We start from the raw sequence: 25,428 nt of genomic DNA on the forward strand, positions 1-25,428 counted from the left end.
GACCGTTGTCCTCGCCCAGGTCTGTCTCGTCTGGACCGGCGTGTTCAGCCTGGGCGAGGCCGTGGCGGTGGGACTGCTCATCGAAGTCCTCCTCGCCGGGATCGTCATCACCGAAATCGCCCTTGCCAGACGGGCCTTCAAGACGTCCCGGAGCCGGGGAGCCGACGGGCAGGAGGCCCTCAATCAGGCCCTGTCCGCAGTCCTACCCGCACCGGTGGCCAAGGCCATGGGGATGGAATTCGGACTCTTCCGTGCCCTTTGGCGCTGGATCCGCCGCAAGCCTGACGCGCCAGAGGGCCACGAGATCCTGACCTACGGCTCCGAAATCAAGCCAATTATGTGGACGATGGTCTTTCTCGTGCCGCTGGAGATCCTCGCTGTCGAATTCCTGGTGCCCTGGACAGTGGTGCGCATCGTCCTGCTGGTTCTCTCCGTGTACGGAACGGTGTGGGTACTCGGATTCATCGCCGCGCTCTCCATCCGCCCCCACATCGTCGGCGACGGCAAGGTGGTGCTGCGCTTCGCCCACTTCACTCAGATCACCATTCCGCTCGAACTCGTGGAGTCGGTGCGTACGGAACGGCACAGCGGCTACCGGAGGGCGGTCCAGATCGATGACGCCGGCGTACTGGCCATGCCGATCGGCGACTCCACCACCCTCAGCGTCAAGCTGCGCGAGCCGTACCCGGTAGCGCCCAAGCCCGGGAAGCCGACGCAGGAAGTGAGCGAAGTCCGCTTCGCCGCGGACAACACTCGCGAAGCCGTCCGCGTCCTCACGGCGAGCATCACGGCCGGCTGAAGCCCCCTCCCCAACCGTCGCAGTGGGAAGGCGCCTACCTGGCGGGTAACTCTGCGAACCGGCCCTTTCGCATGATCACGGTCGTGCCACACAGGGTGCCGCGAGGTCAGCCAGGGGTCCCCGGCGACCCCGACACCCACGGCCGCGTCTATGTCGGCCCAACGGACGCGGCGTCCAGTACGGCAACCCGTCCTGATCCCAACACCTGGGCGGGGCCGCGGGCACAACCGCCCGCGGCCCCGCCATGGCCGAGGGCCCTCGCGCAGGCGTGGGGCGCGCACGTCATGGGATCGCCTGTCGGCGTGGGTCAGTTCGTCACGCGGAAGGTGGCGTCGCTGCGGGCCGTCGTGGTGGTGATCGGGTCGAGGCGCAGTTCGTAGGCGTAGTGGCGGATGTACCGGTCGGGGTAGTTGTACGACTGGAAGGACGACCATGTCGAGTCGGCGAGGCCGGCGACCTGGCGGAAGGTGGCGTCCGCGGCGAACCGGGTGGTGCCGTCGTTGTAGGCCAGCTGGAAGTCGTAGTTGGAGTGCCGCAGGAAGTGGCCGGGGAAGTTGACCGACTCGAAGGAGACGGTGCCCGAGCCCGCCAGGCCGGGCCTCAGCCGGAACTGGGCGTCCGGGCCGGTGACGTTCTGGTCGATGCGCACGTCGAAGTTGGCGTGCCGCACGTACCGGTCCTGGAAGTTGAACGACTGGAGCCGCTTGGCCGGGGTGTTGGCCCAGCGTGCGAGCACGCGGCTCTCCTCGGCGGCCGTCAGGTTGAGGATCGCGCCGTGGCGCTTCTTCGTCCCGCCCAGGTTGTAGCTTCCCGACGCCGGGAGCCGGTAGGTGCCGGAGGCGGAGGGGTTGGTCGTCGTGACCGGCATGTAGCCGCGTCCGGAGGCGTACTGGTCGAGGTACAGGGTCCACTCGTTGCGGTCCCTGAACTTCATCCACATCGGGCCTTCGACCTGGGAGCCGGTCAGGCCGATGCCGGAGAGGTTGCCGAGGCTGGTCCACGTACCGAGGATCGAGTTGCTGCCTTCGAGCGTGATCTGGCCGTCGCCGGAGGCCCGTACGTAACGGAAGTCACCGACGCCGGACGGCACCTCGACGATCTGGGTGTCGATGATGTTCTGGGTGCCGGGGCGGTCGATGTAGAGCTGCGGGGTGGTGATGGTGCGGAAGTCGGTGGTGCGGGCGTAGTAGATGCGGTGCTTGAGCACGCCGCCCCGGGTCGCGTTCGTCGCCCAGTACAGGACGTAGTCGTTGGTCTCGGGGTTCCAGATCGCTTCCGGCGCCCAGGCGTTGCGCCCGTCGGGGATCGCGCCGGCGACGTCGAGCAGCCGCGGCTGCGACCAGGTGACCAGGTCCGTCGACTCCCACACCACGAGGTTGCGGCTACCGTTGTTCACGGAGTCGTCCCATGACTGCCCGCAGCCGATGCACAGGTCGGTCGCGATGATCCAGTACTTGTCACCGCCGGGGGCTCTGACCAGTGCGGGGTCGCGCACCCCACGGGTTCCCACCGTGGACCGCAGGGTCATCCCGCCGCCGTTGAGATCACTCCAGTTCAGGCCGTCCGTGCTGTGCGAGAAGTAGATCTGCTGACCGGTCGACCCCTCCCCGACGAAGTGCGTCATCAGGTAGCCCGGGTCGGCGGCGGCGGCCCGGTCAGGTGTGGTCAGGGCCTGGCCCGTGAAGAGGAGGCAGGCGGCGAGCGCTATCGCCGACAGCCTGGAGAGAAGCGCGCGCATGTGCATTTCCCCTGTCTTTGTCTGACTTTCCGTTGTCCCGTGGTCGCCGCGCCGACGGCGTCGGCTCACTCGCCGCTGTCGCGGCTCTCCCCCGTGCCCTTCAGGTCTTCCGGCGTGACGTCATGGTCCGCTGGATCAGGATGAAGGCGCACAGCAGCACACCCGTGGCGATCTTCGTCCACCAGGAGCTGAGCGTCCCCTCGAACGTGATGACGCTCTTGATCAGGCCGAGCACCAGCACCCCGAAGAGCGTGCCCAGCACATAACCGGAACCGCCGGTCAGCAGGGTGCCGCCGATGACCACGGCGGCGATGGCGTCGAGTTCCATGCCGATGGCGTGCAGCGGGTCGCCCGACTGGATGTACAGCATGAACAGCAGGCCTGCCAGGGCCGAGCAGAAGCCGCTCACCGTGTACACGGCGATCTTCGTGCCGCCCAGCGGAAGGCCCATGAGCAGGGCCGACTGCTCGTTGCCGCCGATGGCGTACACCCGGCGTCCGAAGCGGGTGTAGTGGAGCACGTAAGCGGCGACGGCGAGGACGACCAGGGCCACGACGGCACCGATCGACAGATCCCCCACGCCCAGCGACACCCGCGTCTGGGCCAGGGTGCCCACCGAAGCGTCGTTGATGGAGATGGACTCCTTGCTGATGACCAGGCACAGTCCGCGGAAGAGGAAGAGCCCGGCCAGGGTGACGATGAAGGGCTGGATCTCGAAGTTGTGGATCACATAGCCCATCAGGAAGCCGCCGAAGGCGCCGACGGCCAGTGCGAGGGGGACGACCAGGAGCAGCGGCAGTCCCTGACGTTCCACCAGCCACGCCGTGAACATGGTGGTGAAGCCGATCACCGAGCCCACGGACAGGTCGATGCCGCCCGACATGATGACGAAGGTGGCACCGATGGCGGCAACCAGCAGGTAGCCGTTGTCGATGAACAGGTTGAGGAACACCTGGGGTTCGCCGAACCCGTAGTTCTGGTACCGGCTGAGGCCACCGACGTACATGGCGATGAACAGGGCGGCCGTGACCAGGACGGGCAGACGCCGGTCGCCGAGCAGGCGCGCGGCACGGGCACGGGGGGCGGTGCTGCCGCGCGGAGCCGCCTTGGGGGTCTGGGCGGTCGCGCTCATCGCGACACCTCCATCTTCGGGGCGGCGTCGGCCGCCGGAGCGGGCTCCACCGGGGCGGCGTCCCGGCGCGGGCCCTTGGGGCCCTTCGCGCCGAAGACCTTGGCCCGGAACTTCGGGGACTGCAGCAGGCAGACGACGATGACGACGGCGGCCTTGAAGACCAGGTTGGTCTGGGTCGGCACGCCGATGGTGTAGATCGTGGTGGTCAGGGTCTGGATGACGAGGGCGCCGACCACCGTGCCGCCGATGGAGAACCGGCCGCCGAGCAGCGAGGTGCCGCCGATCACCACGGCGAGGATCGCGTCGAGTTCGATCCACAGACCGGCGTTGTTGCCGTCCGCGGCCGAGGTGTTGGAGCTGATCATCAGGCCCGCGATGCCCGCGCACAGCGCGCAGAACATGTAGACCATGATCTTGATGCGCGTGGACCTGATGCCGACCAGGCGGCTGGCCTCGGCGTTGCCGCCGACCGACTCGACCAGCAGGCCGAGCGCCGTGCGGCGGGTCAGCGCCACGGTGACGGCCACCACCGCCGCCACCACGAAGACGGAGAAGGGCAGGGTCAGCCAGTAGCCGCCGCCGATCAGCTTGTACGGCTCGCTGTTGACGGTGATGATCTGGCCGTCGGTGACCAGCTGGGCGACACCTCGACCCGCGACCATGATGATGAGGGTCGCGATGATGGGCTGGATCCCCATCCTGGCCACCAGGAAGCCGTTCCACAGACCGCAGACGACCGCGGCCACCAGCCCGATGCCCATCGCCAGGAACACCGCGGACAGGGTGTTCTGGTCGGCCTGGTCGCTGATGTACGAACAGGTCAGAGCGCCGGTGATGGCGACCACGGCGCCGACGGAGAGATCGATGCCGCCGGTGGCGATGACGAGGGTCATGCCGACCGCGACCAGGATCAGCGGTGAGCCGAACAGCACGATGGAGACGAGGCTGCCGTAGAGGTGGCCGTCCGTCATGTTGATCGAGAAGAAGTCGGGCGTGAAGGGGACGTTGACGAGCAGCAGGCCGATCAGGACCGCGACCGGCCAGAACAGGTGGTGATGCGTCAGTGCTCGCCAGCGGGAGGTGGTGGTCACTGGTGTTCTCCGCTCGCGATGGTCTCGAGGATCCTGCCGGTGGTGATCTCCGGCCCGTTGGTCAGCCGCGCCACCAGCCGGCGGTCGCGCAGCACTCCGATGGTGTGGCTGAGCCGGAGCACCTCCTCCAGTTCGGCCGCGATGTACAGCACCGACATGCCGTCCTCGGAGAGGGACACCACCAGTTTCTGGATCTCCGTCTTGGCGCCGATGTCGATGCCGCGCGTCGGCTCGTCCAGGATCAGCAGCTTGGGCTGGGTGATCAGCCAGCGGGCGAGCAGCACCTTCTGCTGGTTGCCGCCGCTGAGCCGGCCCACGCGGGCCTCCGGGTCGGCGGGGCGGATGTCCAGTGCCTTGATGTACGAGGCGACGAGTGCGTCGCGCTGGGAGGCCGGGATGGGCCGGGTCCAGCCGCGGGCCGCCTGGAGAGCGAGGATGATGTTCTCGCGCACCGTCAGGTCGGGGACCAGGCCCTCGCTCTTGCGGTTCTCCGAGCAGAACGCCACACCGGCCGCGATGGCGTCGTTCGGGGCGCTCATCGAGACCTGCTTGCCGCCGATGGTCACCTTGCCGCTGTCGGGCTGGTCGGCTCCGAACAGCAGCCGGGCGAGTTCGGTGCGGCCCGATCCCAGCAGGCCGGCGAGTCCGAGCACCTCGCCCTTGTTGATCTCCAGGTCGAAGGGGGCGATCCCGCCGGTGCGGCCGAGCCCCTCGGCCTTGACCAGGGTCTCGCCGACGTCGGAGTGCATTTGGTGCTCCGCCAGTTCCTCGAGCTGGTCCAGGGCCTTGCCGATCATCAGCTCGATCAGCCCGACCTGGTCGAGGTCGCGGACCAGGTGCTCGCCGACCAGGGTGCCGTTGCGCAGGACGGTCATCCGGTCGCAGACCTCGTAGATCTGGTCGAGGAAGTGCGACACGAACAGGATCGCGACGCCCTCGTCCCTCAACTGCCGCATCAGGCGGAACAGTTCGAGGACCTCGTCGCGGTCGAGGCTGGAGGTCGGCTCGTCGAGGACCAGCACCTTGGTGCCGAGTCCGGCGCCGTCCCGGGCTCCGGTGCCCACCGACCGTACGATCGCGACCAGTTGCTGCACGGCCAGCGGGTACGAGGACAGCGGCGCGGCGACGTCGATGTCGAGTCCGAGCCGGTCGACCAGCTCCGCCGCCTCCTTGCGCATCCGCTTCCACTGGATGCGGCCGGCGCGGGTGGGTTCGCGTCCGATGAAGATGTTCTCCGCCACCGACAGGTTGGGGCAGAGGTTGACCTCCTGGTAGACCGTGCTGATGCCGGCCTGCTGCGCCTGCAGCGGGCTGCCGAACCGTACCGACTCGCCGTCCAGGGTGATCGTGCCGCCGTCCAGGGAGTAGACGCCCGTCAGCACCTTGATGAGAGTGGACTTCCCCGCACCGTTCTCGCCCATCAAGGCGTGGATCTCGCCGGGGAAGAGCCGGAAGTCGACGCCCGACAGAGCCCGTACCCCCGGAAACCCCTTGACTATGCCCGTCATCTCCAGGACGGGTTGCGGCTCTGCCATGGCAGCGCTCCTCGTGAATGGTCCAGGTCCGCGGGGAGCCTCCCGGCCGAGGGATGTCGGCCGGCCGGAGGCTCCCGCCGGTGGGGACGGTCGGTCAGTACTTGCGGGTGGGGAGCGCGTCCTTGGCCTGGTCCTGCATGAAGTCGCTCTCCTTGGTCTTGATCCAGCGTTCGACCGTCTCGCCGTCCTTGACCTTCTTCACGACCTCCATCAACTGCGGGCCGAGCAGCGGGTTGCACTCGACGATGGCGTTGATCTTGCCTTCGGACATGGCGACGAAGCCGTCCTTCACGCCGTCGATGGAGACGATGAGGATGTCCTTGCCGGGCTTCTTGCCGGCCGCCTCGATGGACTGGATGGCGCCGATGGCCATGTCGTCGTTGTGCGCGAAGAGCACGTTGATGTCCGGGTTGGACTGGAGGAAGGCCGCCATGACCTGCTTGCCGCCGGCGCGGGTGAAGTCACCGGTCTGGCTGACGACGACCTTCCAGTCGTCCGCGTGGTCCGCGTCCATGACCTCCTTGAAGCCCTTGGCGCGCTCGATCGCGGGGGCGGCGCCGGTGGTGCCCTCCAGCTGGGCGATCTTCACGGCGCCCTTGTGGCCCGCCTTCTCCAGGACCTTCTCCAGGATCTTGGCGGCGCGCCGGCCCTCGTCCGTGAAGTCGGAGCCCACCAGGGTCACGTACAGGGAGTCGTCGGAGGTCTCGACGGAGCGGTCGGTGAGGACCACCGGGATCTTCGCGGCCTTGGCCTCCTTGAGCACCGCGTCCCAGCCCGTGACGACCACCGGCGAGAAGGCGATGACGTCGACCTTCTGCGCGATGTAGTTGCGGATCGCGGAGATCTGGTTCTCCTGCTTCTGCTGGGCGTCGGAGAACTTGAGGGTGTAGCCCGCCTCCTTCGCGGCCGACTTCACCGAGTCGCTGTTGGCGGTGCGCCAGCCGCTCTCCGAGCCGACCTGGGAGAAGCCGAGGGTGATCGCCTTGCTGCCGCTGCCGGCGGCGGCGGCGGAGTTGCCGTCCTCCTTGGCGCAGGCCGCGAGTCCGGTCGCAGCCGCCACGCCGACCGCCGCGGTGAGGAAGTTCCTTCTGCTGAGCATGCTTGATCTCCTTCGTTGAGCCGGCCCGGGGATTGGACTCGGTCGCTGCGGCTTCTGACGTTCCGTCGGAAACCGTGGAAGTGGTGATGTTCTGAGGACCGACCGACGTTCGAAATATTGAACATGCGTGGCGCGTGCCGTCAGAGGGTGGTCAGGGGGGTGAGGCCGGGAACGGCCGGATGCCAGGGGTGGGAACCGGCGGTGTACGCGGCGCCGGAGGAGCGGATCGGCGGGCAGGGCGGGATCAGGGAGGGGCCGGCGAAGTGGTCGTGGCGCTGCCATCGCCCGGCCGACGCGGGCGATGAGTCCGGGCTCGATGGCGACCGGAGGCGTTCCGGTCGGGCCCGCCCGTCCCACTCCTCGATGGCTCCAGGAGCAGGGCGCGGATCCGTTTCGCCACCGCGAAGAGATCCTGTCGGACCGCACTCAGCGCAGGCGCCGAGAACTCCGGCTCCGGGACGCGAACCCGGACTCGGCGGCGCCGCGGGGAGTACGGGCGCTCATCTCGCCCGGCTTCCGCAACAGGAAGTGCCGTCTAATCGTGGGCCGCGACCTGCCAGGGAGGTGCTGCTGTGCGCCGGATGTGCCACGGCCGTACCTCCCTCAAGTGGTCAGTGATGGGGAGGTCATATGAGCGCCCGCCGTCCCCCCTGGTCAAGAGGTTTCGCGAGAAGCAGGCCATTACGTTTGGGTAACGCGGGGCAGCGGGCCAGGGTGACGGCCTGCCGGTCGCCCGGCGCGAAAGCGCCTTCTTCGGCGGAGATATTGACGCTCGGCAGTCAGGGCCATACCTTTCGATCGCTGAACGAAGTATCGAACTCTGTGCGACATCCCGGACGATCGGCCCGCTAGCGGTCCTCCTTGCACGCTGGTCCGGGTCGGAGCCGCGAAATGAGGGCACCGTCATGACGGCGACAGATCCGGCAGCACCGCGGTCCGTGCGGCCCGTCCCTCCCAGCTACCGCCCACGGGACGGGAGCCCGAACGCCGGGCGCCCCGCGCCCGGACCACGGCACGGCTCGGTTCGGCTCGGCTGGGGCGGCGCCCCTCAGCGCACGGTGCGCACCCCTGAGGAGCCGGGCATCGTGCGCAGGCTGAGGCTGCACACCCGGATTCAGCTCCGGACGCTGTCTCGCCGGCCATGAACCAGCGCATTCCTGGCGATCCGCCGCGCGAGCGGGCGCGGACGGACACGTCGACAGTCTCTGACGCCGGCTGCCCTCGCGAAACGGATTCAGCACACATGCGGCCGGGAAGCCTCATCGCCACGCCGCTCTGAGCCGGCCCGTACCGCGGCGGTGGTGCGCCCACCGCGCAGGCGGCGAAGCGCTGGAAGAGCTGGGCGATGTCGTGGGTTCATGGGCTCGTCCGGTCCCGGCACGATCTGGCGTCGATGGCCGCGTCGCTGGGGCGGTACTGCGTCTGCCAGTCCTTCTCGTTCGCCGGGATCAGGCTCAGCGACTCCTTGAGGTCCGCGAGCCAGTCGCTGCTGCCGACGTACCTCTTCACGATCTCGCGCAGTCTCCCGCAGTCGGCCCGGTGGTTCTTGGGCATGCCGATGCCGTAGTACTGGGGAGGGCCGATGGTCTCGCCGGGCAGGACCCGCAGCCCCTCGGCGGCGTACTGGCCGGCGAAGCCGTAGAGGATCAGCTGGTCCGTGGAGACCGCGTCCGCCCGTCCCTGCCGGATGTCGTCGAGGCAGTCGGAGGCGTCATCGCGCACGTACGTCTCGATGTCCTCGTAGGCCTGGCCGGCCAGGACCTCGGCGGAGGTGGTGCCCTTCCACGTGCACACGCGGTGCCCGTGCAGGTCCTCGACGGTGTGGATGTCGTCGCCGTCCTTGGCCACCATGAAGCCTTGATAGGTGATGGCGTAGGGGCCGACGAAGTCGATCAGTTTCATGCGTTCGTCCGTGATCGAGAACGTCGCGATCACCAGGTCGGCGTCGCCCTCGGTGATGGCGGTGACCCGCTCGTCGGACGGCACGTCGGCGGGGCGGGTCGCCTTGATCCCCAACTCGTCGATGATGCGGCGACCCAGGAGGTAGTCGAAGCCGGAGTAGTTGTAGTCAGGCTTGTAGGAGGTGCCCGGCTGGTCATTCTTGTGCGCGATGGTGATGCGAGCCTTGCCGAGGAAGCTGGGCTCGGAATCGGAACAGGCGGAGACGGTCAGGAGACCGGCCGCGCCCAGGGCCATGGCCCACCGCGCTCGGGTTCGTCGTGCCTTCCTGTCTGTAGGCCGGGTGGTCATCGTCCTGTCCCCCTCATTCGCCCGTCTCGTTCGCATGTCGTCTTTCGCCCTCACTGGAGGCGTCGCGTCAGTCGTGGAGGACGGCGTTGTCCACGGAGATGTCCATCAGGCAGCCGGCCAGGGTGTGCACGGTCACGACGACGCGTACGTCGGTCGACTGCCCGCCAAGGGCGATGTCGGCGGTCGTGCCGGAGGTGAGCGAGCGGTTCTCGTCCTCGGGGTGCTGTCCGGCGAGCGCGACGTCGAAGGTGGTGTCCGGTGCGCAGGACTGGGTGCCGACGGAGCCTTCCGCGACGCCGAGGGTCAGGCGCAGGTGGCGACGGACCGTCCCGCTGTCCACGGTGATCAGCAGGGCCGCGCCGTCGCCGACCGAGGACCGGGGTTTGATCCGGGTGCTGCCCGTGACGTCGACCTCACCGTGCGCCCGGAGATAGAGCATCTGGGCCAGGCCGATGACCGCGAGCGCGACGGAGCCCCATGACACCAGGGCCCGCAACCATATGGCGCGCTCACGTCCCCATATGGCCCGCCAGAACGTGGCGGCCAGGGGAAGCACCAGACACACGGCCGCCCAGACGAACTGGGTCCAGGGCCCTTCCGGCATGGGCAGCACCGAGAAGGCGCACAGCCCCAGGGCGAACCCGCAGGGGACCCAGTTCCATACGCTCCACTTCTCCACGTTCCCCACGCCGGTGAAGAACTTCAGGATCAGGTTCCCCACGATCTGGCCGACGCTGAGCGCGTTCGGGCCATCGCTGCGCACGTTGCACTTGCTCTGCCCATCGGGTGAAGGCGCCGTCATCTTCCGTCCCCGGCCTCGGGCCGGTACCCCACGTGTACGTCTCCCACGACCTGCCCGAACGCCTGGGCGCCCGGCCCGGTGGCCTGCACGCTGAAGATGATCGGTCCCGACTGGACCAGCGCGGCCTGCGTGCGGATGTGCCGCTCCAGGGCCGCCGCGGTCGGACGGCCCGCGTGGTCGCGGCTCTCGGAGTCGGCGAGCCACTGCCCCAGCGCCGTCTCCAGGGCCGCACGGTCAACCGCGCTCAGCTTCTCGACGAGGTCCTGGACCTCACGGGCGGACACGCCCGTCTCCTCTGTCGCCCCGGTCTGCTCCGTCTCCCCCTTCTTCAGCGCACGCTCCAGGAAGAACCGCCCCCGGTCCACCGCGCTGTCGGCGATCCGGGTCTGCACGGAGGTGAGGAAGGTCTGCCCCATAGAGGCGGCGGCGAGTGTGAGGTATGGGGCTATCTGAGCCGCCAGGGCCATGAGATCGGGCATGTGAGCGTCCTCCGCCACAGTTGGGCATGACAGCATCGGTCCGCAACGGACCTGTGGGGAAAGGGAGTTACCCAAGCCCCGCCCGCGCCACACCTGGAAACCCGACACGGGCCCGACCTACGTCTTCCTCACCTACGCCGCCCCGTCCGGGTGCGGGCACCAGCACCTGCACCACGGTCCAGACCGTCACCACAAGCAGCACCGGCACCCTGAGGACCACCGTCGCCGCATCCGCCGACGGCTACTGGCGCTATGCCTTCGCGGGCACCACCACGACGGCCTCCGCCAAGGCCGCCGGCGACTACGTTGACAGGATCAGAAGGCTTCTTACATCCACAGCTGACATCAACGACGCCGGACGGGGCGTACACAGCCTGCTGCCCCAAGGGCACCCGCCACCTGATCAGACACTCACACCTGGCCGTGCAGAGCTTGAATCAGACTGCTGAGGTCTCGGCGGCGTCGCCGGCGCCGCCATCCGTACGGGTTCGGCGTACGGTGAGGATCGCGCCTGCGCCGGCGGCCAGCAGCAGACCGGCGCCGCCGAGCAGCCACGGGGTGGCGCCTGCTCCTGTCTGGGGAAGCACACCATTCGGCTTGGCCGCGGTCACGCCTGATGCGGTCTCATCGGTTTCCGATGTGCCGGAGGCGGCCGCGCCGGTCGTGCCCGTGGTCCCGGACGTGGACGGGCCAGTCGTCGTTCCGACCCCAGTGATCCGGAATGACGCCAGAACGTTCTTCTGCCCCGCGGCTATCGCGCATCGCGCATCGATCTTGCCCGGGAACGTCACGTCACCACTCGCGTCCTTCGGAGTGAGATGCGCGACGAGATCGCCGACGGTGACCTTCGCGGTGCCCGGCTGCGTGAAGGTGAGCGCAGGCGCGGAGCCGGTCGCCTTGACGTTGAACGACCCGGACACCGGGATAACGGCCTTCACGCTGAACGGCAAGGTCACCTTGGTGTCGCCCTCCGGGGCAGCCACCCGTGCCTTCGCGTCCACCATGCCCTCGATGGTCTTCACACCGATCTTGCCCAGCATCTTCGTGGCGCCCGAGTCGACCGGCACCGCCACGTTGACGACGAATTCCGGGGTGGGCTGTCCGACCACGGCCGACTCCGGGATATCCGCATCGATCCTGACCGTGACAGGCAGATCGTCGATCAACGGAGTTGAGCATGTGTACCGCAAGGTGAGCGACACCGGGTCCGCGACGGCGGTTCCGGCTCCCGGAACTCCCACAATTCCGCCCGCAACCGCCACAGCCGTCGTCCATCGAAGGGAGCGAAGCGCTACTGGACCGTTCAGGACAGCACGGGCCGAGGCCCGCCGCTCACGCAGGTTCTGAATTTTCTTGTCAGTTCTCATTCTGATCCCTGTCAGGGCTTTCGGATCTCTCGGATGAATTACGCACTGCGGGTCGGCCAAGGTGGCCACCGTGGCAACGTCGGCGGGCACGACATTGGCCGCCCTCAGATCGTGCTGATCTCGGCATGCGACTCGGCGGAGTCGACGGGTCTCCGGTCGCGCCCTTCGCGACCTGCCAGGAAGACCTGTGCCAGGTGATCTTGGAGTTGAGCGTGGCGGAATTGGTAGACCGCGCCGGCCTGGCGCAACACACTTCGCTCGCACGCGTCATCAAGGAAAGCGATCAGCCGCCAGGGCAATTGCCCTGTGAGCGGCAGCCATATACGCACGAGGGCCACCCACTGACCCCACGTGGTGAAACTGAGCCCGTACGCGAGCCCGCCCCCGAACGCGGCTTCGAGCCCGAACCCGAGCCCCACCAGGAAACCCCACACAGGCCCGTCCACGGCTCCCTGGGCGAATCCAACCCCCAGCCCGAACACGAGCGCCCACACAAGCATGTAGACGACCACGTTCCTGCGGTCCTGGCTCAACAGCTCGGAGGAGTTGACGCCGGATTCGGTGTCGATGGGAACTTCCAGCCAGGCCATGAACCCGAGCACCAGCCCGGCCCCGAGCCCCAGCCCGGGCACGAACAGGAGGCCACCCACCAGCCCGCCGTCAAGCCCGTCCCCCAGCCCCAGTGACTCGACCACCACCCTGTCCAGGAACAACACCGCGAGCGCGAGAGAGACCCCGCCCATGAGTCCGAGCTTGAACCGGAGAGCGACCTTCGCTCGCCATTCCCCGGTCCTGCCGAAGACCTGTATGCGTACGCGCGACGGCTCGACGGCCCCTCGGGAGACGAACCCGTACACGAACCCGAAGAGCAGCCCGTTCACGAGCCCGTGCAGGAGCCCGACCACGAGCCCCCGCGCGAGCGCGAACTCGAGCCCGAGCGGTGTAGCGATCAGGTTCACGGGCACGTTTCCGACCGCGGTCGTCACCCCGAGGGCCAGTGCGGCCAGGAACCCGATGACGAGCACGCGCGACGAACGGCGCATCGTCGTGCCCAGTTGCCACCAGGCGAGGTCACGTTCGGGAACGCCCGTGCGTGCTCTGCCGAGTTGGTCCAGGTGCGCGGCGAGGTAGCCGAGCCAGTGCTGGGCACGGTCGGGGTTCCAGTGCCGTCGGCGGCGACGGTCGATGCCGCTGTCGTTGTCGGCCGGCAAGGGCTCGTAGGCAGCGGGTGTGAACGCCGCCAGGAGATGCTTCTGCAGGGCTTCGGGGGTGGCGAACCTGGCGGTGTTCAGGAGTTCTTGAGGGTCGCGCCCACGGGCGTCGCTGTAGATGGTGCGGGCCATGGCGACCATCAGCGGAGTGGTGAGCACCGTGGCCAGGTTCGCCGCACCCGGGCGGCGCGGGTGTTCGCGCAGTTCGTCCAGGACGGGTTTCCACACGGTGTTGTGCAGGCCGCCGTCCGGGCCCGGCCTGCTGGCGCGAGGCAGGTAGGGCGCGATGTCCTCCAGGGCGAGGTCGTCCAGCTCGATGATGGCGGCCTTGGGCAGCGGGCGGTTCTGCACGGCCTCGGCGTATTCCTCGGGACGGCTGGTGAGGAGCAGCGAGGTGGTGGTCCGGTCGAGCTCCTTGAGCGCCGCATGCCGCAGGCCGCTCGCGATCTCGTCGAAACCGTCCAGCACAGGCAGGATCCAGCCCCTGTCGATCAGGGCGCCGGCGGGATTCCCTCCCGGGGCGGCTGGAGTCGCGAGGTCGTGGTCGCGCACCAGCTGGTGGCACATCCAGTCGCGCAGCGAGATCGTGGTCGGATCCCATGAAGCCAGACTGAAGACCACCGGTACACGGTCGTAGGGGGCACGGTCGCGCAACCAGTCGCGGACGAAGCGCAGGGTCAGGATCGTCTTGCCCGACCCGGCCGCACCCAGCACCACCAGTCGGCGGGACGGGACGGACCGGTACACCTTCACGATCTCGTTGAGGCGGCCGGCCAGTGCGAGCGGTCCCGGATCCGACCCGGGCGGGGCATTGCGAATACTGGCCCAGTGGTCGAAGCCCGTGTCGGCGTTCCGGAAGCGCACGGGGAGCGGGTACGGGTCGTGCACCTTCCTCCGCCGCCACTCCTTCTCCCATTGTCCCGCCACCCTGGCGGCGAGTCGCTCGGCCTCCTCCCTCAGTTCCGGCGCGCCCGGCGATGGGCTCGGCAGCCGTTGGAGTTGGCCGGCATGCGCCGGCAGACCGATCAGCTCGCCGAGTTCCTTGATCCGGGTCGGAGTCAGGTCCTTGAACCAGCGCTCCACCGGGATGGCGGCGAGCGTGCCGAGCCCGTCCGGGCGATGGTGCTCACTGATGACCCCGATCAGGCACCCTCCGCTCCACACCGGGGCACCCGACATCCCTTCCCATGGGGAACGGCCCCGCTCGGGGTCGTACTCCGGAGAGGAATGCAGAGTTATCTCGAGACGGCCCGTGCGCATGTACGACAACGGGCTGGTGTCACCGCGGGCGTGGTGTGAATCCCGGTACCGCACAGGCTCACCGCTGTCCGACGACGCGGCATCCGTACGCAGCCTGAACCTCGGGAATCCCAGCGCTTCGCAGTCGACCGTCCGCGTGGCGCGGGCGAACCGCACCGGCGCGACGTCGTCAGCGGACAGTCCCCCGGCGCTCGGGTCGTCCGGAATCCTGATCAGCGCGATGTCCGAGGCGGAGTCCGCAAGGACCGGCTTGCCGTACACCTCCCGCGTACCGCCGTCCTCGGTGAGAAAGCGCACCTGAACCGACGTCGCGTCACACAGCACATGTGCGGCCGTGAGCACCAGATTCCCGGTCACCTGGTAACCCGACCCGCGCCGTCCCGGGCCCGCGCCACACGTGGTGATGACCTGGACCGCCCGCCGCCGGTCGAGCCCATCCGGCTCGACTGCCCCGCCCACAGCGAAACTCACTGCTCGTGTGCGCCGGCGCGGCCGGAGATCAACAGCGGATCGCTCGCCCCTGCCAGGGTCGGCTGGAGCGTCAGTGAGATGCGCTGGGCCGAGGTCGCCCTCACCGCCGCGTCCGCACCTGACTCCACCACCCAGAACCGCACTTTCGCCCCGGCCTGCCCGGATCGCTCGAGCTCGACCGACAGATCCAGCTCGATCGGCCCCAACTCGAAGCGCAGTGCCTCGCCTTCCGCTGCGACGATCGCCCGCTCGAGCTCCTCCCGTAAATCCCTGATCACTCTGGCCAACTCGACCACACCAGACCCCCTGTCAACTGTGCTAGGGCTGCGACGAAAACGACCGCTTCGTAGCAGCAGCGAACTTCTCTTGCTCTTCAGCGCCACGACCGGGCGTCTTTCGAAAAGGTCGGTGCCGCACTTCACTGCGTGGCATTCCCGGTTCCCGACCAGGGCGAACCTCTGTGCCCGCCGGCCTCCGTCCCTCTCAGTGGTTCTCAGTCGTGTCTCTGCCACCATGTCGGAACACGCTGCAACGCGGATGAATTTTTGATGATGTACGGAATCGGGGGCTGGGAGATGGACAGCGGACCTTCTCAGCGGCTTCGGATCGCGGTGCTCGGGCCGTTACAAGCCTGGCGGGACGGAGCACCACTGGATCTGGGGCCTGTCAAGCGGCAGGCAGTATTGGCAGCATTGCTGCTCCGTCAGGGGGCTGTGGTGAGCCACGGGCAACTGCTCGACGGGGTGTGGGGGTCGCAGCCACCGGCATCCGGTCACAAGGTGCTGGCCAGTCACGTCAACCCGCTGCGCAGGGCGCTCGACGCGGAGAACACCCGGCACACCGAGTCGGTGATCCGCAGCGGCAAGGGCTGGTACCGCTTCGTCGCCGACGGGATCCGGCTCGATGTCGCGGACGTGACCGAACTGGGTGATGCGGCGCTGCGCACAAAGGCGTCGGGCGATCTGGACACCGCGACGGACCAGCTGTCCGCAGCGCTCGCACTGTTCCGGGGGGAGCCCTTGGCCAACCTGTCAGGACCGTACGCGCAGGCCGAGCGGGAGCGGCTGTCGGAACGCCGACGAGTGCTCCGGCTGGAGCGACTCGACTGCCTGGTTCGGCTCGGACGGTTCGGCGATGCCCTGGACGACCTCGCCGTGATGTCCGCCTCCGACCGGTACGACGAGTCACTGCTGGCGTTGCGCATGCGGGCTCTGTACGGCTGCGCACGTCAGGCGGAAGCGCTCAACGCCTATGCGGACATGCGCGTACGACTGCGCGACGAGCTCGGCGTCGATCCGGGTGAGGAGCTCCGCCGCGTGTACGAGGCAGTGCTGCGGCAGGACGGCTCCTGCCTCCTCGATCCGGCTGCTCCACCCGCGCCGACGCTCTCCGGACTCATCCACCGCGATGATCCGGCAGCAGCCGCGCCGTCGCGACCAGGACCACCAGTACGCTCCGGTCCACCGACACGCGACAGCGCACCGTTGGTGCCGGCCGAGCTGCCCCACGACGCCGCAGGGTTCGTCGGCCGCACCGACGAACTCGCCAGACTGCACGCGTTGCTTCCGCCCGAGCAGGGGCAGGGGCCGACGAAGACCGTGGTCATCTCGGCCATCGGCGGTGCCGCAGGCATCGGCAAGACCGCTCTGGCGGTGCACTGGGCGCACCAGGTGCGTGACCGCTTCCCGGACGGCCAGTTGTATGTGAACTTGCACGGATTCGACCACGACCGGCCGCCGCTCAAGGCCGGCGAAGCCCTCGAGCTGCTGCTGCGGAGCCTGGGCCTGGGGGCGCCGGAGATCCCCCTGAACGCCGAGGCCCAGGCCCGCGTATACCGGACCCTGCTGGCTGACCAGCGCCTGCTCCTTCTGCTGGACAACGCGGCCTCGGCGGAGCAGGTCCGCCCGCTGCTCCCGGGCAGTGCGTCCTGCTGCGTCGTCGTCACCAGTCGTAACCGGCTCGGCGATCTCGTGGCCCGCGACGGGGCACACACCCTGCCGCTGGACTTCCTGCCGCCCGCCGAGGCCTTCGCGCTGCTGAGCCAGACACTCGGCGCGGACCGAGTGAACGCCGAACCGCTCGCGGCCGACGAACTGATCCGGCTGTGCGGCAGTCTTCCGCTTGCGTTGCGCGTGGCCGCCGCCAGGTTGGCAGGCGATCCGGGCCTGCGTCTGGCCGACCTGGTCGCCGAGATGTCCGCGGGCAGCCGGCTGGAGGCGCTCGAGCCGGACGGTGTCGACAACTCCCCTCTGCGTACGGCATTTTCCGCGTCGTTCCGAGTCCTGTCCTTTGCCGCACGCCGACTGTTCCGTCTGCTCGGCCTGTTCCCCGGGCCGGACTTCACCGCCGAGGTCGCGGCATCCCTCTTGGACGTGCCGCTGCCGCAGGCCCGACGACTGCTCAGCGCTTTGGCCGCTGCCCACCTGGTCGAATCCGCGACGCCGGGCCGATACCGCTTCCATGATCTCCTCCGTGAGTACGCGCAGGACCGTGCGCAGGTGGAGGAAACGGCAGCGGATCGTGGGGCCGCGTTGAACCGTGTCCTGATCTGGTACCTGAGTGCCGCTCGGGCCGTTGGAGGAAGCTGGCTCTTCCCGGAGCTGCCTCCCGAACTCGCCCCAGGCGATCAGCCGGGCGTTCCCCCCGCTGCCGGAGCGGGGCAGTGGCTGGATGCCGAGCGGGCGAATCTGCTCGCCGTCATCCACCACGCCGGCCGCCACGGTCCCCGCCCAGTCGCCTGGCACCTGGTCAACGCACTGTTCGGCTACTTCTGGCTCCACCTGCCGCGGGCGACGTGGCAGGACACCGCGCAGACCGCGCTGGACGCCGCCACGGCCGAAGGCGACCTGTTCGGCCAGGCGGCCATGCACAGCAGCCTCGGACTGCTCAAGTCGGACCGGGGACGCGGCAGGCAGGCGATGGATCACCACCGACGCGTTCGGGAAATCAGTCGGGAGCTCGGTTGGGCGGCGGGCGAGGCGGCGGGGCTCGGCGGCATGGCCCAGGCCGAATGGAGCATGGCGCGTCTCGACAGCGCGCGCAAGCATGTCACCACCGGTTTGCGGATCGCCCGTGGCGCCGGAAATCTTCACCTTGAAGCGTTGGGGTTGGTCGTCCTCGGTGTGACCTGCCGGGACCTGGGCCGGCTGGGCGAGGCTGCCGCACACCTTGAATCGGCCATCAGCAGAAACAAGGAGATCGGCTGGAACGACCACAGCCTGGCTCTGCAGAATCTGGGCTGGGTGTACTGGGAACTCGGCCGTCTGACCGACGGCCTTGACGCCCTCGGCCCCTGGGTCACCCCCGCCACGAAGGGCGGATACCGCAACGACCGCGCCATGATGCTCGACGCAGTCGCGAGGATCAACATCGAGTTCGGCCGCCACGACGAGGCGTTGGAACAGGCCGAGCGCGCCTTTGCCATGGGCAAGGACAGAGGGCGGCGCTGGATCCAGGCCGGCATCCTCAACACGATCGCCGCCGCCCACCGAAGGCTGGCCCGATTCGACCGATCGGTGCGGGCCGGTAGGCAGGCTCTCGCCCTGGCCCGCGAGTCGGGATACAGACGTATCGAGGCGGACTGCACCCTGGGCCTCTCCCTCACACACAAGGAGCTGGGCCGGTACGACGAGGCTCGCAGCCATGCCGAGCAGGCTCTGGGCCTGGCGCGCGAACACTCGTTCCGGGTGGTGGAGGGTCAGGCCCTGACAGCCCTGTGCGAAACAGCGGAGTGCGAGGCGGCACACTCCACAGCCGTCACCCTCGGCCTCGAGGCACTGGCCATACACCGCCAGACCGGCCACCAGCTGGGCGAAGCCCGCACCTTGGCTGCCCTCAGCCGCTCCCTCCACAAGAACGAGGACGCTGCCGCAGGCCCTATGAGACAACAGGCACTTGGCGTCTTCTCACGCGTCGGTGTACCGGAGGAGGAGTACAAGGATCTCGACTGGTGACGCTCGCGCCGGCCGTGCCCGGAACCTTCCATGAGGGGTGCTGCCGGTTCGCCGACAGACGCATGCCCCGGCGGACCGCCCTCACCATCGCCGTCATCGGCACCCTCGTGGCAGCCGTCCTCGCCGGACTCGCGGTCACCGCCAAGACGCTGCGCAGACAGGCGGCGTGACAGACACACACCTCGCCGCACAGCGGCCCCGGGGATCTCCCCGGGGCCGCTTGCGCGGGTGCGCGTACAGAGCGTGGACAGCGCCTCTGGTTCCCGGCCGCCAGGACCGGCTCTGGTCCTGCCCTCCATCCGCGCCGACTTCGGCGTGGTCGCCCGCTGTCTGCGGACGCCGCCGGTAGCCGCCGCTGTTGCCCGCCCGGCGAGCAGGCCGGGGCGTCCGCCGCTGCCACGGCGAGTCCCGAAAGGGCGATGGAGAACAGGGAGTTCACCATGCGGCGACCGCTGTCGGCAGCACTGCTCAGCGCCTTGGCCGTCGGCCTCACCGTGACGACGACATCCACGTCGTACGCGGCGCCCGGCTGTATCGAAACGAGCGGTGACTCGCCGTGTCAGATCGCGGGGCGGTAGAAGTACGTCCTGCGGTACGCGATCTTCCCGTCGCGCACCAGGTAGGTGTCGGCGAAGCCCTCGTCCAGCGGGGCTCCGTCCTTGGCGGCCCCCCGGAAGCGGCCCCAGCAGGCCGCGGCCGCGAGCCCGCCCGTCACCTGGTCGACCTCGTGCGCACCCGAGGCGATGATCCGCTCGTGCTCGTAGAAGTGGCGGATCCGGTCCAGGCCCTCCAGGGCCGGATAGCCGGGGCGCTCGTAGACCGCGTCGTCGGCGAAGACCTCGCCGAGCTCGTCCCACATGCGGGAGTCGACCACCTGGAACAGTCGGCCCACGAGCCAGTCCGCGGTCACCGAGGGGTGTGTGCGTGTTGTCACGACCGTGCTCCTTCGTAGCGTGCCGTGTGCGGGATGCGTCGGGGAGCGCGGGGTTCAGCCCGCGTCGGCGCGGGCCTTGGCGAAGGCCGCCGCCAGCCGGGAGACGCCCTCCTGCCGCTGCTCCTCGTCAAGGGTGGCGAAGGACAGCCGGAGCACCCGGGAGCCGTCCTGCTCGATGCAGAACGGCTTGCCGGGCACGATGGCGATCCCCTGCGCCAGGGCGTGCTCGTACAGCAGGTCCGAGGTGACCTGGGGGTCGTCGACGGTGCACCAGAAGAACAGGCCGCCGCGCGGATCGTCGAAGACGAGCCAGGGCAGCCGCTCCCGCAGCAGCGCCGCCGTCGCCCGCGCCTTGTCCCCGTACAGGGTGCGCAGCCGGGTGAGGTGGGCGGGGAGGAACGACGGGTCACCGAGGAGTTCGGCCAGCACGTACTGGCCGAAGGTGTTGGTCTGGAGGTCACTGCTCTGCTTGGCCGCCACCAGTTCGCCGATCAGGCCGGCGGGCGCGGTCAGGCCGGCCACCCGCAGTCCCGGGCACAGCGTCTTCGACAGGCTCATCAGCCGGATGACGCGGTCGCTGTGGACGTCCGTGGACGGCAGCCGCTCCCCGTCGAACGCCAGGTCGCCGTACGGGTCGTCCTCGACGACGAGGAAGCCGTACCGTTCCGCGAGCCCGGCCAGCGCGCGCCGCCGTTCCTCGTCGAGCACGCCCCCGGTGGGGTTGTGGAAGTGCGGTACGACATAGACGAGTTTGGGCCTGGCGCCGGCGGCCAGCCGGTCCTCCAGGATGTCCACCCGCATCCCGTCCCGGTCGGTGGGAAGGGGCAGCAGCTGGGCTCCGGCGCCCCGGAAGGCCTGGACGGCGCCCAGATAGCCGGGGTCGTCCAGGGCCACGAGGTCGCCCTCGTCCAGCAGGGTCCGGGCGACCAGGTCGAGGCCCTGCTGGCTGCCGCAGGTGACCATCACCCGCTCCGCGCCGACCGCCGCGCCGGTCTCCCCGGCGCGCGCGGCCACCGCCTCGCGCATGGCGGCGACGCCCTCCGTCGGGGCGTACTGGAGGGCGGCGGCCGCCGACCGGGAGAGCACCCGGTCGGTGACCGCCGCCAGCCTGGACACGGGGAAGCTGTCGGGTGCCGGGATACCGCCCGCCATCGACAGCACGCCCGGCGCGTTCGCCGCGGCGAGAATGCGGCCGATCGCGTCCGAGCGGCCCCAGGCGGTGCGCCTCGCGAGCAGATGCCCGAACCCGGGTGTCGTGGTCTCCCTCGTCTCCCCGGTCCCCCTCGTCTCCGTCACGATCCCACCGCCGCCGTCGTCTCGGGCGACGTGCCGATCTGGGCGGGGAAATCCTTCAGCCGCCACACCGGGGACAGGAACACCACCAGCACCGCGGAGAGGAAGGCCGCCGCGGTCACGAAGAGCGTCTCGCGCAGGCCGATCAGGTCGCCGAGCCAGCCGCCGATGAGCGCCCCCAGCGGAAGCATCCCCCAGGACACGAAGCGGTAGCCGGCGTTCATCCGGCCGAGCAGCTCGTCCGGGGTGATCGACTGGCGCAGGCTGATGATGTGGATGTTGGCCATCGTGCCGCCGGCGCCGATCAGCGCGAACGCGGCGACCATCAGCGCCAGCGTGACGATCCCGCCGTTCGCCGGGGCCAGCGGGATGACCACGGGGGCCACACAGCACAGCAGGAGCGCCCCCAGGATGGCAGGGCCGAGCCCCATCACCCGCTTCAGCCCTCTGGCCACCAGGGAGCCGCCCAGCGAGCCCACCGCGCCCGTGCCGAGCAGCAGCCCGATGGTGCCGGGTGACAGGTCCAGGCGTCGGGCCGCGTACAGCACGAAGACGGTCTGGAGCGACATCCAGCACATGTTGTAGAGCCCGGACTGCAGGGCGCAGGCCCGCAGATGGGCGCTCTGCCAGATGATCCGGATGCCGTCGCCGACGCTCCTCCACAGTCCGGTGCGCTGTTCGGGCTGGGCGGGCGGTGGCTCGGGCCGCCGGATCGCGAGCAGGGACACCACGGACACCAGGTACGAGCCGCCGTTGATGAGCAGCGCGTACGGGGCCGTGGCCCAGCCGATGAGCAGGCCGGCGAGGCCGGGCCCGCCGATCTGCGCGAGGGAACTGGTGCCCTGGAGCTTGCTGTTGCCCTCCACCAGGTGTTCCTTGCCGATCAGGGTCGGCAGGTACGACTGGTAGGCGACGTCGAAGACGACGGTGAGCACGCCGATGAGGAGGGCGGCCACGTACACGAACTCGATGCGCAGCAGGTCGAGTACGGCGAGCAGGGGGACCGCGCTGACGAGGAGGGCCCGGCCCGCGTTGGCCGCGATCATCAGCGGCCGTTTGCGGACGCGGTCCACCCAGACCCCGACCAGCAGGGTGACGAGCAGGAACGGGGCGTAGGAGGCGGCGTTCACCAGGCCGACCTCGGAGGAGGTCGCGTCCAGGGTGAGCACCGCGGTCAGGGGCAGCGCCAGGGTGGTGACCTGGGCGCCGATCTGGGAGATCCCCTCACCCGTCCAGAACTTCATGAACTCGGCGTCACGCCACAGCGCGCTGCGCTCGCGCCCCCCGGCGACGGCGGCCGGTGCGCCGTCGCCGGAATCCGCTGAATCCTCCGAGCCCGCGGAACCCGCCGAATCGGTCGACTCGGTCATCGTTCCCCCTCGCCGTCGGCCGGCTCCGCCACGTGGAAGGCGCAGCCGATCTGGGCGCCGCGCAGCATGCTGACGATGCCGACGGCCGGATCGGTGACGCCACGGGCCAGCGTGCCGGCGTACTTTCCGTCCACCATGAGCGTGCCGTAGGCGACGGCCATGTCCTGGGTGGTGACGCCGTCGTCGGACAGGAACCGCTCGGTGGTGGGCAGCAGGCGCCGCTGGAGGACGAAGGGGCCGCCCACGGCCTGGTGCAGCGTCTCCACCCACTCCTTCTGGTCGGTGGTCCAGCCGGTGGTGACGCCCACCCCTCCGTAGAGGAGCGTGGGCTTGAGGACGAGGAGGTCCTTGTTGGCGACGGCGTACGGCAGCAGGTCGATCTTCTCGCCCTCGAAGGTGACCTTCTCGTCGCGCACGAAGCGGGTCCACGGCAGGATCCGGTCGATGAGGGCGCGCTCGTCCGCGCTGAAGGCGGCCCTGTTGCGCTCGTCACTGAGCATGGCCAGGCTGCCCTTGTTGCCGTACAGCTCGCAGTCGAGCGAGGCGAACAGCTCGACGTTGCCCGCCTCGGCGGCGTCGAGGAGCGGGTCGACGAGGGCGTACGTGCCCGGCTCGTCGGGCATCTCCCCGGGCAGGAACATGCGGTAGACGACGTCGACGCGGCGGCCCTGGTGCAGGACACGGCCGTCCTCGTAGGTGAAGTCACCGAGATGGCAGACGACGGGCTCGAAGCCGAGGGCCTCGAACGCGGGGACGACGAACTCCATCCAGCACTTGGACTTCTCGAAGCCGGCGGGCCAGTCCGTGATGGCGAGCAGGGGCCGCTCGATCGCGGCGAGGGCCGGGGCCTGACGGCGCAGCACATCGGTGATGCGGGCCAGCGGGTCGGGGAAGACGAGGTTCTCCTCGGCGGCGAAGGCCGCGAATTCCTCGTCCTTGATCAGGGCGCGCGCGAACTCGCCCATCTGCCAGCCGCCCAGCGAGGAGCCGGTGTTCAGCTCCATGAGGCGGAAGCCGTCGGTCTCGCGGTAGAGATCGGCCCGGGACAGCGGGGGGATCTCGTCGGCCGCGCCGCGCAGCACCAGGTCGGTCTGGGTCTCGCTCATGCCGACGGCCTTGGCGAAGGCGCGCAGGTCGCCGCCGAACAGCCGCTCGGGGACCGACTTCAGGAGCTCGAAGAGCCCGTTGAGGTCGCGTTCGAGGCCCGCCACGTCGTCCGCGCTGAGGAAGACGGGGCGGTTGAGGCCCTCGCCGCCGCCGGCGCCGTAGCGGAACCACTCGACGCCGCGCACGCCGGAGACCGACATGCGGGCCGCCGTGCGCTCGTGGTCGAAGAAGCGCCGGGTGACGGCGTTCTCCACGCGTGCCCCGAGCCGGTGGGTGCTCGCGCCGGTCACCTCGGTGCGGGAGCGGCCCTCGGCGCGGTCCAGGGCTCGCCGGGTCGCGTCCGGCGTCTCGCCGACGGCGATGAGGGCGGCGGAGCGGGGGGTCAGGCCGCGCGGCGGGAGCTGGAGCTCGTCGCCGGGCTCGGCGAGGGCCACGGCCTCGACCAGTCCGTCGATCTCCGCCGGGTCGGGCAGGACGACTCGGTCGACCGTGCCGTCGTACGAGGGGTACAGGAACCGGATCTCGGCGCTGAGCGCGCGGGTCGGGGTGAGGTCGGGGGTGCGCTCGAAGGCGATCTCGGCGGCGGCCCGGGCCAGGTCGACGCCGGTGGCGAGCTGGTGGAGGTGCGGGATGAGGTCGCCGCCGAGCCGCCCGTTGAGCTCGATGAGCCGCGGTCCTTCGGCGCTGAGGCGCACCTCGGTGTGGGTGACGCCGTAGTCGACGCCGATGGCCCGGTGCGCGTTCCCGGCCAGCTCTGTGACCGCGTCCGCCCAGGGCTCGTCCTGCCAGGCGGTGACCAGGTGGCCGACCTCCTCGAAGTACGGCTGCGGCCCGATGCGTTTGCGGGCGACGCACACCGGGGTGACGACGCCGTCCACGACGGTGCTGTCGATGCTCAGTTCCGGGCCCTCGACGAACTCCTCGACGAGCACGGTGTCGGCGGTGCCGGCGCCCTGGAGGCGGCTGGCGGCGGCGAGGCGGTAGGCCTGGCGCACGCCGTCCGCGTCCCGGGCCGCCATGACGCCGAAGCCGCCGCCGAGCGTGCGGGGCTTGACGACGACGGGGAAGCCGATGGCCTCGGCGGCGGCGACGGCCTCGTCCTCGCTCGCCGCCGGCGCGTTGCGGACGGTGGCCATGCCCGCGGCCTCCAGCGCCTTGCGGGCGGCGTACTTGTCCCGGCAGATCTTGGCCGCGGCCGGGTCCATGGCCCGCATGCCGAGCCGCGCGGCCACCGCGGAGACGGCGGCGAGCGACCACTCGTCCCAGGTGACGACGGCGGCTTCGGCCACCTCGCCGCGGAGGTCGGCGACGGAGGGGAACAGCTTGTGCGCGTCCGTCGTGTCGGCGATCCGGTGGGTTTCGACGTACTTCGCCTGCCAGCTGGGCGCCTCGGGGGCGATCAGGGTGACCTCGTACTTCGCGGCGAGCGAGGCGAGTGCGTACTCCCGGTACTGACGTATGCGGCTGCCGACCAGGATGACGCGTGGGCGTTCGGCGGTCATGACGGACACGGTGTGTTCCTTTCCGATGCGGGGCG

Annotated in this window: 18 protein-coding genes and 1 pseudogene; 4 read left to right on the forward strand and 15 right to left on the reverse strand. The window is 69.5% G+C overall.

Annotation, left to right across the window (positions count from 1 at the left end; all coding sequences use genetic code 11):
* Positions 1 to 40: 40 nt before the first annotated feature.
* Positions 41 to 799 (forward strand): hypothetical protein, encoded by a 759-nt coding sequence (locus HDA41_RS16760; protein WP_184984781.1) that lies wholly within the window; start codon positions 41 to 43, stop codon positions 797 to 799.
* A gap of 307 nt (positions 800 to 1,106) precedes the next feature.
* On the opposite strand, the gene HDA41_RS16765 is transcribed toward HDA41_RS16760, so the two are convergent.
* The 8 genes from HDA41_RS16765 to HDA41_RS16800 form a co-directional block, all read right to left on the reverse strand.
* Positions 1,107 to 2,537, reverse strand: coding sequence for a glycoside hydrolase family 43 protein (locus HDA41_RS16765; protein ID WP_184984783.1), 1,431 nt, complete (start codon positions 2,535 to 2,537; stop codon positions 1,107 to 1,109).
* Positions 2,538 to 2,637: 100 nt separating this feature from the next.
* Positions 2,638 to 3,669 (reverse strand): galactofuranose ABC transporter, permease protein YjfF, encoded by a 1,032-nt coding sequence (yjfF, locus tag HDA41_RS16770; protein ID WP_184984784.1) that lies wholly within the window; start codon positions 3,667 to 3,669, stop codon positions 2,638 to 2,640.
* The gene (locus HDA41_RS16775) at positions 3,666 to 4,760 is read right to left on the reverse strand and encodes an ABC transporter permease (RefSeq protein ID WP_184984785.1); all 1,095 of its coding nucleotides are present in this window, start codon (positions 4,758 to 4,760) and stop codon (positions 3,666 to 3,668) included. Before HDA41_RS16775 ends, yjfF begins: the two co-directional genes overlap by 4 nt.
* Positions 4,757 to 6,295 carry a sugar ABC transporter ATP-binding protein gene (locus tag HDA41_RS16780; RefSeq protein WP_184984786.1) on the reverse strand — a complete coding sequence of 513 codons (1,539 nt, stop codon included), beginning with the start codon at positions 6,293 to 6,295 and terminating at the stop codon, positions 4,757 to 4,759. Before HDA41_RS16780 ends, HDA41_RS16775 begins: the two co-directional genes overlap by 4 nt.
* Positions 6,296 to 6,389: 94 nt before the next feature.
* A complete protein-coding gene (locus HDA41_RS16785) occupies positions 6,390 to 7,394 on the reverse strand; it encodes an ABC transporter substrate-binding protein (protein WP_184984787.1) in 1,005 nt (334 codons plus the stop codon).
* 1,356 nt (positions 7,395 to 8,750) lie between these two features.
* A complete protein-coding gene (locus HDA41_RS16790) occupies positions 8,751 to 9,590 on the reverse strand; it encodes a transporter substrate-binding domain-containing protein (protein ID WP_184984788.1) in 840 nt (279 codons plus the stop codon).
* Positions 9,591 to 9,711: 121 nt separating this feature from the next.
* Positions 9,712 to 10,407: a hypothetical protein gene (locus HDA41_RS16795; protein WP_184984789.1), complete on the reverse strand. Its 696-nt coding sequence runs from the start codon at positions 10,405 to 10,407 to the stop codon at positions 9,712 to 9,714.
* Positions 10,408 to 10,442: 35 nt separating this feature from the next.
* Entirely contained in the window at positions 10,443 to 10,925 is a 483-nt protein-coding gene (locus tag HDA41_RS16800) for a hypothetical protein (protein ID WP_184984791.1), read from the reverse strand.
* Between the two features lie 155 nt (positions 10,926 to 11,080).
* Here HDA41_RS16800 and HDA41_RS41250 point away from each other — a divergent pair.
* Positions 11,081 to 11,236: pseudogene (locus tag HDA41_RS41250) on the forward strand (calcium-binding protein); the annotation flags it as partial.
* Between the two features lie 126 nt (positions 11,237 to 11,362).
* Here the strand turns inward: HDA41_RS41250 and HDA41_RS40630 are convergent.
* The 3 genes from HDA41_RS40630 to HDA41_RS41260 form a co-directional block, all read right to left on the reverse strand.
* A complete protein-coding gene (locus tag HDA41_RS40630; protein WP_221511534.1) occupies positions 11,363 to 12,292 on the reverse strand; it encodes a DUF6801 domain-containing protein in 930 nt (309 codons plus the stop codon).
* Positions 12,293 to 12,396: 104 nt separating this feature from the next.
* A complete protein-coding gene (locus HDA41_RS16810; protein ID WP_311772146.1) occupies positions 12,397 to 15,234 on the reverse strand; it encodes an NACHT domain-containing protein in 2,838 nt (945 codons plus the stop codon).
* Positions 15,231 to 15,530, reverse strand: coding sequence for a trypco2 family protein (locus HDA41_RS41260; RefSeq protein ID WP_184984794.1), 300 nt, complete (start codon positions 15,528 to 15,530; stop codon positions 15,231 to 15,233). The genes HDA41_RS16810 and HDA41_RS41260 overlap by 4 nt, the downstream gene beginning before the upstream one ends.
* 279 nt (positions 15,531 to 15,809) lie before the next feature.
* Here HDA41_RS41260 and HDA41_RS16820 point away from each other — a divergent pair, with 279 nt between their 5' ends.
* A complete protein-coding gene (locus HDA41_RS16820; protein WP_184993459.1) occupies positions 15,810 to 19,187 on the forward strand; it encodes an AfsR/SARP family transcriptional regulator in 3,378 nt (1,125 codons plus the stop codon).
* Positions 19,184 to 19,357: a hypothetical protein gene (locus HDA41_RS16825; protein ID WP_184984796.1), complete on the forward strand. Its 174-nt coding sequence runs from the start codon at positions 19,184 to 19,186 to the stop codon at positions 19,355 to 19,357. Before HDA41_RS16820 ends, HDA41_RS16825 begins: the two co-directional genes overlap by 4 nt.
* A gap of 389 nt (positions 19,358 to 19,746) precedes the next feature.
* Here HDA41_RS16825 and HDA41_RS16830 read toward each other — a convergent pair whose 3' ends face one another.
* The 4 genes from HDA41_RS16830 to HDA41_RS16845 are packed head-to-tail and all read right to left on the reverse strand — an operon-like array spanning position 19,747 to position 25,393.
* Complete coding sequence (locus HDA41_RS16830; protein ID WP_221511536.1) at positions 19,747 to 20,121, reverse strand: nuclear transport factor 2 family protein; 375 nt, start codon at positions 20,119 to 20,121, stop codon at positions 19,747 to 19,749.
* 54 nt (positions 20,122 to 20,175) lie between these two features.
* The gene (locus tag HDA41_RS16835) at positions 20,176 to 21,417 is read right to left on the reverse strand and encodes an aminotransferase-like domain-containing protein (protein ID WP_221511537.1); all 1,242 of its coding nucleotides are present in this window, start codon (positions 21,415 to 21,417) and stop codon (positions 20,176 to 20,178) included.
* The gene (locus HDA41_RS16840; RefSeq protein WP_184984798.1) at positions 21,414 to 22,784 is read right to left on the reverse strand and encodes an MFS transporter; all 1,371 of its coding nucleotides are present in this window, start codon (positions 22,782 to 22,784) and stop codon (positions 21,414 to 21,416) included. Before HDA41_RS16840 ends, HDA41_RS16835 begins: the two co-directional genes overlap by 4 nt.
* Positions 22,781 to 25,393, reverse strand: a complete 2,613-nt coding sequence (locus tag HDA41_RS16845; RefSeq protein WP_184984800.1) for an ATP-grasp domain-containing protein — start codon at positions 25,391 to 25,393, stop codon at positions 22,781 to 22,783. The genes HDA41_RS16840 and HDA41_RS16845 overlap by 4 nt, the downstream gene beginning before the upstream one ends.
* Positions 25,394 to 25,428 lie beyond the last annotated feature (35 nt).

This window comes from Streptomyces caelestis, assembly GCF_014205255.1.
GTDB classification, from domain to species: domain Bacteria; phylum Actinomycetota; class Actinomycetes; order Streptomycetales; family Streptomycetaceae; genus Streptomyces; species Streptomyces caelestis.

Bases quoted from the DNA above. Each gene is read 5' to 3' on its own strand.
- HDA41_RS16780 (WP_184984786.1), bottom strand. From the start codon at position 6,295: ATGGCAGAGCCGCAACCCGTCCTGGAGATGACGGGCATAGTCAAGGGG.
- HDA41_RS16840 (WP_184984798.1), bottom strand. From the start codon at position 22,784: ATGACCGAGTCGACCGATTCGGCGGGTTCCGCGGGCTCGGAGGATTCA.
- HDA41_RS16820 (WP_184993459.1), top strand. From the start codon at position 15,810: ATGGACAGCGGACCTTCTCAGCGGCTTCGGATCGCGGTGCTCGGGCCG.
- HDA41_RS16845 (WP_184984800.1), bottom strand. From the start codon at position 25,393: ATGACCGCCGAACGCCCACGCGTCATCCTGGTCGGCAGCCGCATACGT.
- HDA41_RS16785 (WP_184984787.1), bottom strand. From the start codon at position 7,394: ATGCTCAGCAGAAGGAACTTCCTCACCGCGGCGGTCGGCGTGGCGGCT.
- HDA41_RS40630 (WP_221511534.1), bottom strand. From the start codon at position 12,292: ATGAGAACTGACAAGAAAATTCAGAACCTGCGTGAGCGGCGGGCCTCG.
- HDA41_RS16790 (WP_184984788.1), bottom strand. From the start codon at position 9,590: ATGGCCCTGGGCGCGGCCGGTCTCCTGACCGTCTCCGCCTGTTCCGAT.
- HDA41_RS16765 (WP_184984783.1), bottom strand. From the start codon at position 2,537: ATGCGCGCGCTTCTCTCCAGGCTGTCGGCGATAGCGCTCGCCGCCTGC.
- yjfF (WP_184984784.1), bottom strand. From the start codon at position 3,669: ATGAGCGCGACCGCCCAGACCCCCAAGGCGGCTCCGCGCGGCAGCACC.
- HDA41_RS16800 (WP_184984791.1), bottom strand. From the start codon at position 10,925: ATGCCCGATCTCATGGCCCTGGCGGCTCAGATAGCCCCATACCTCACA.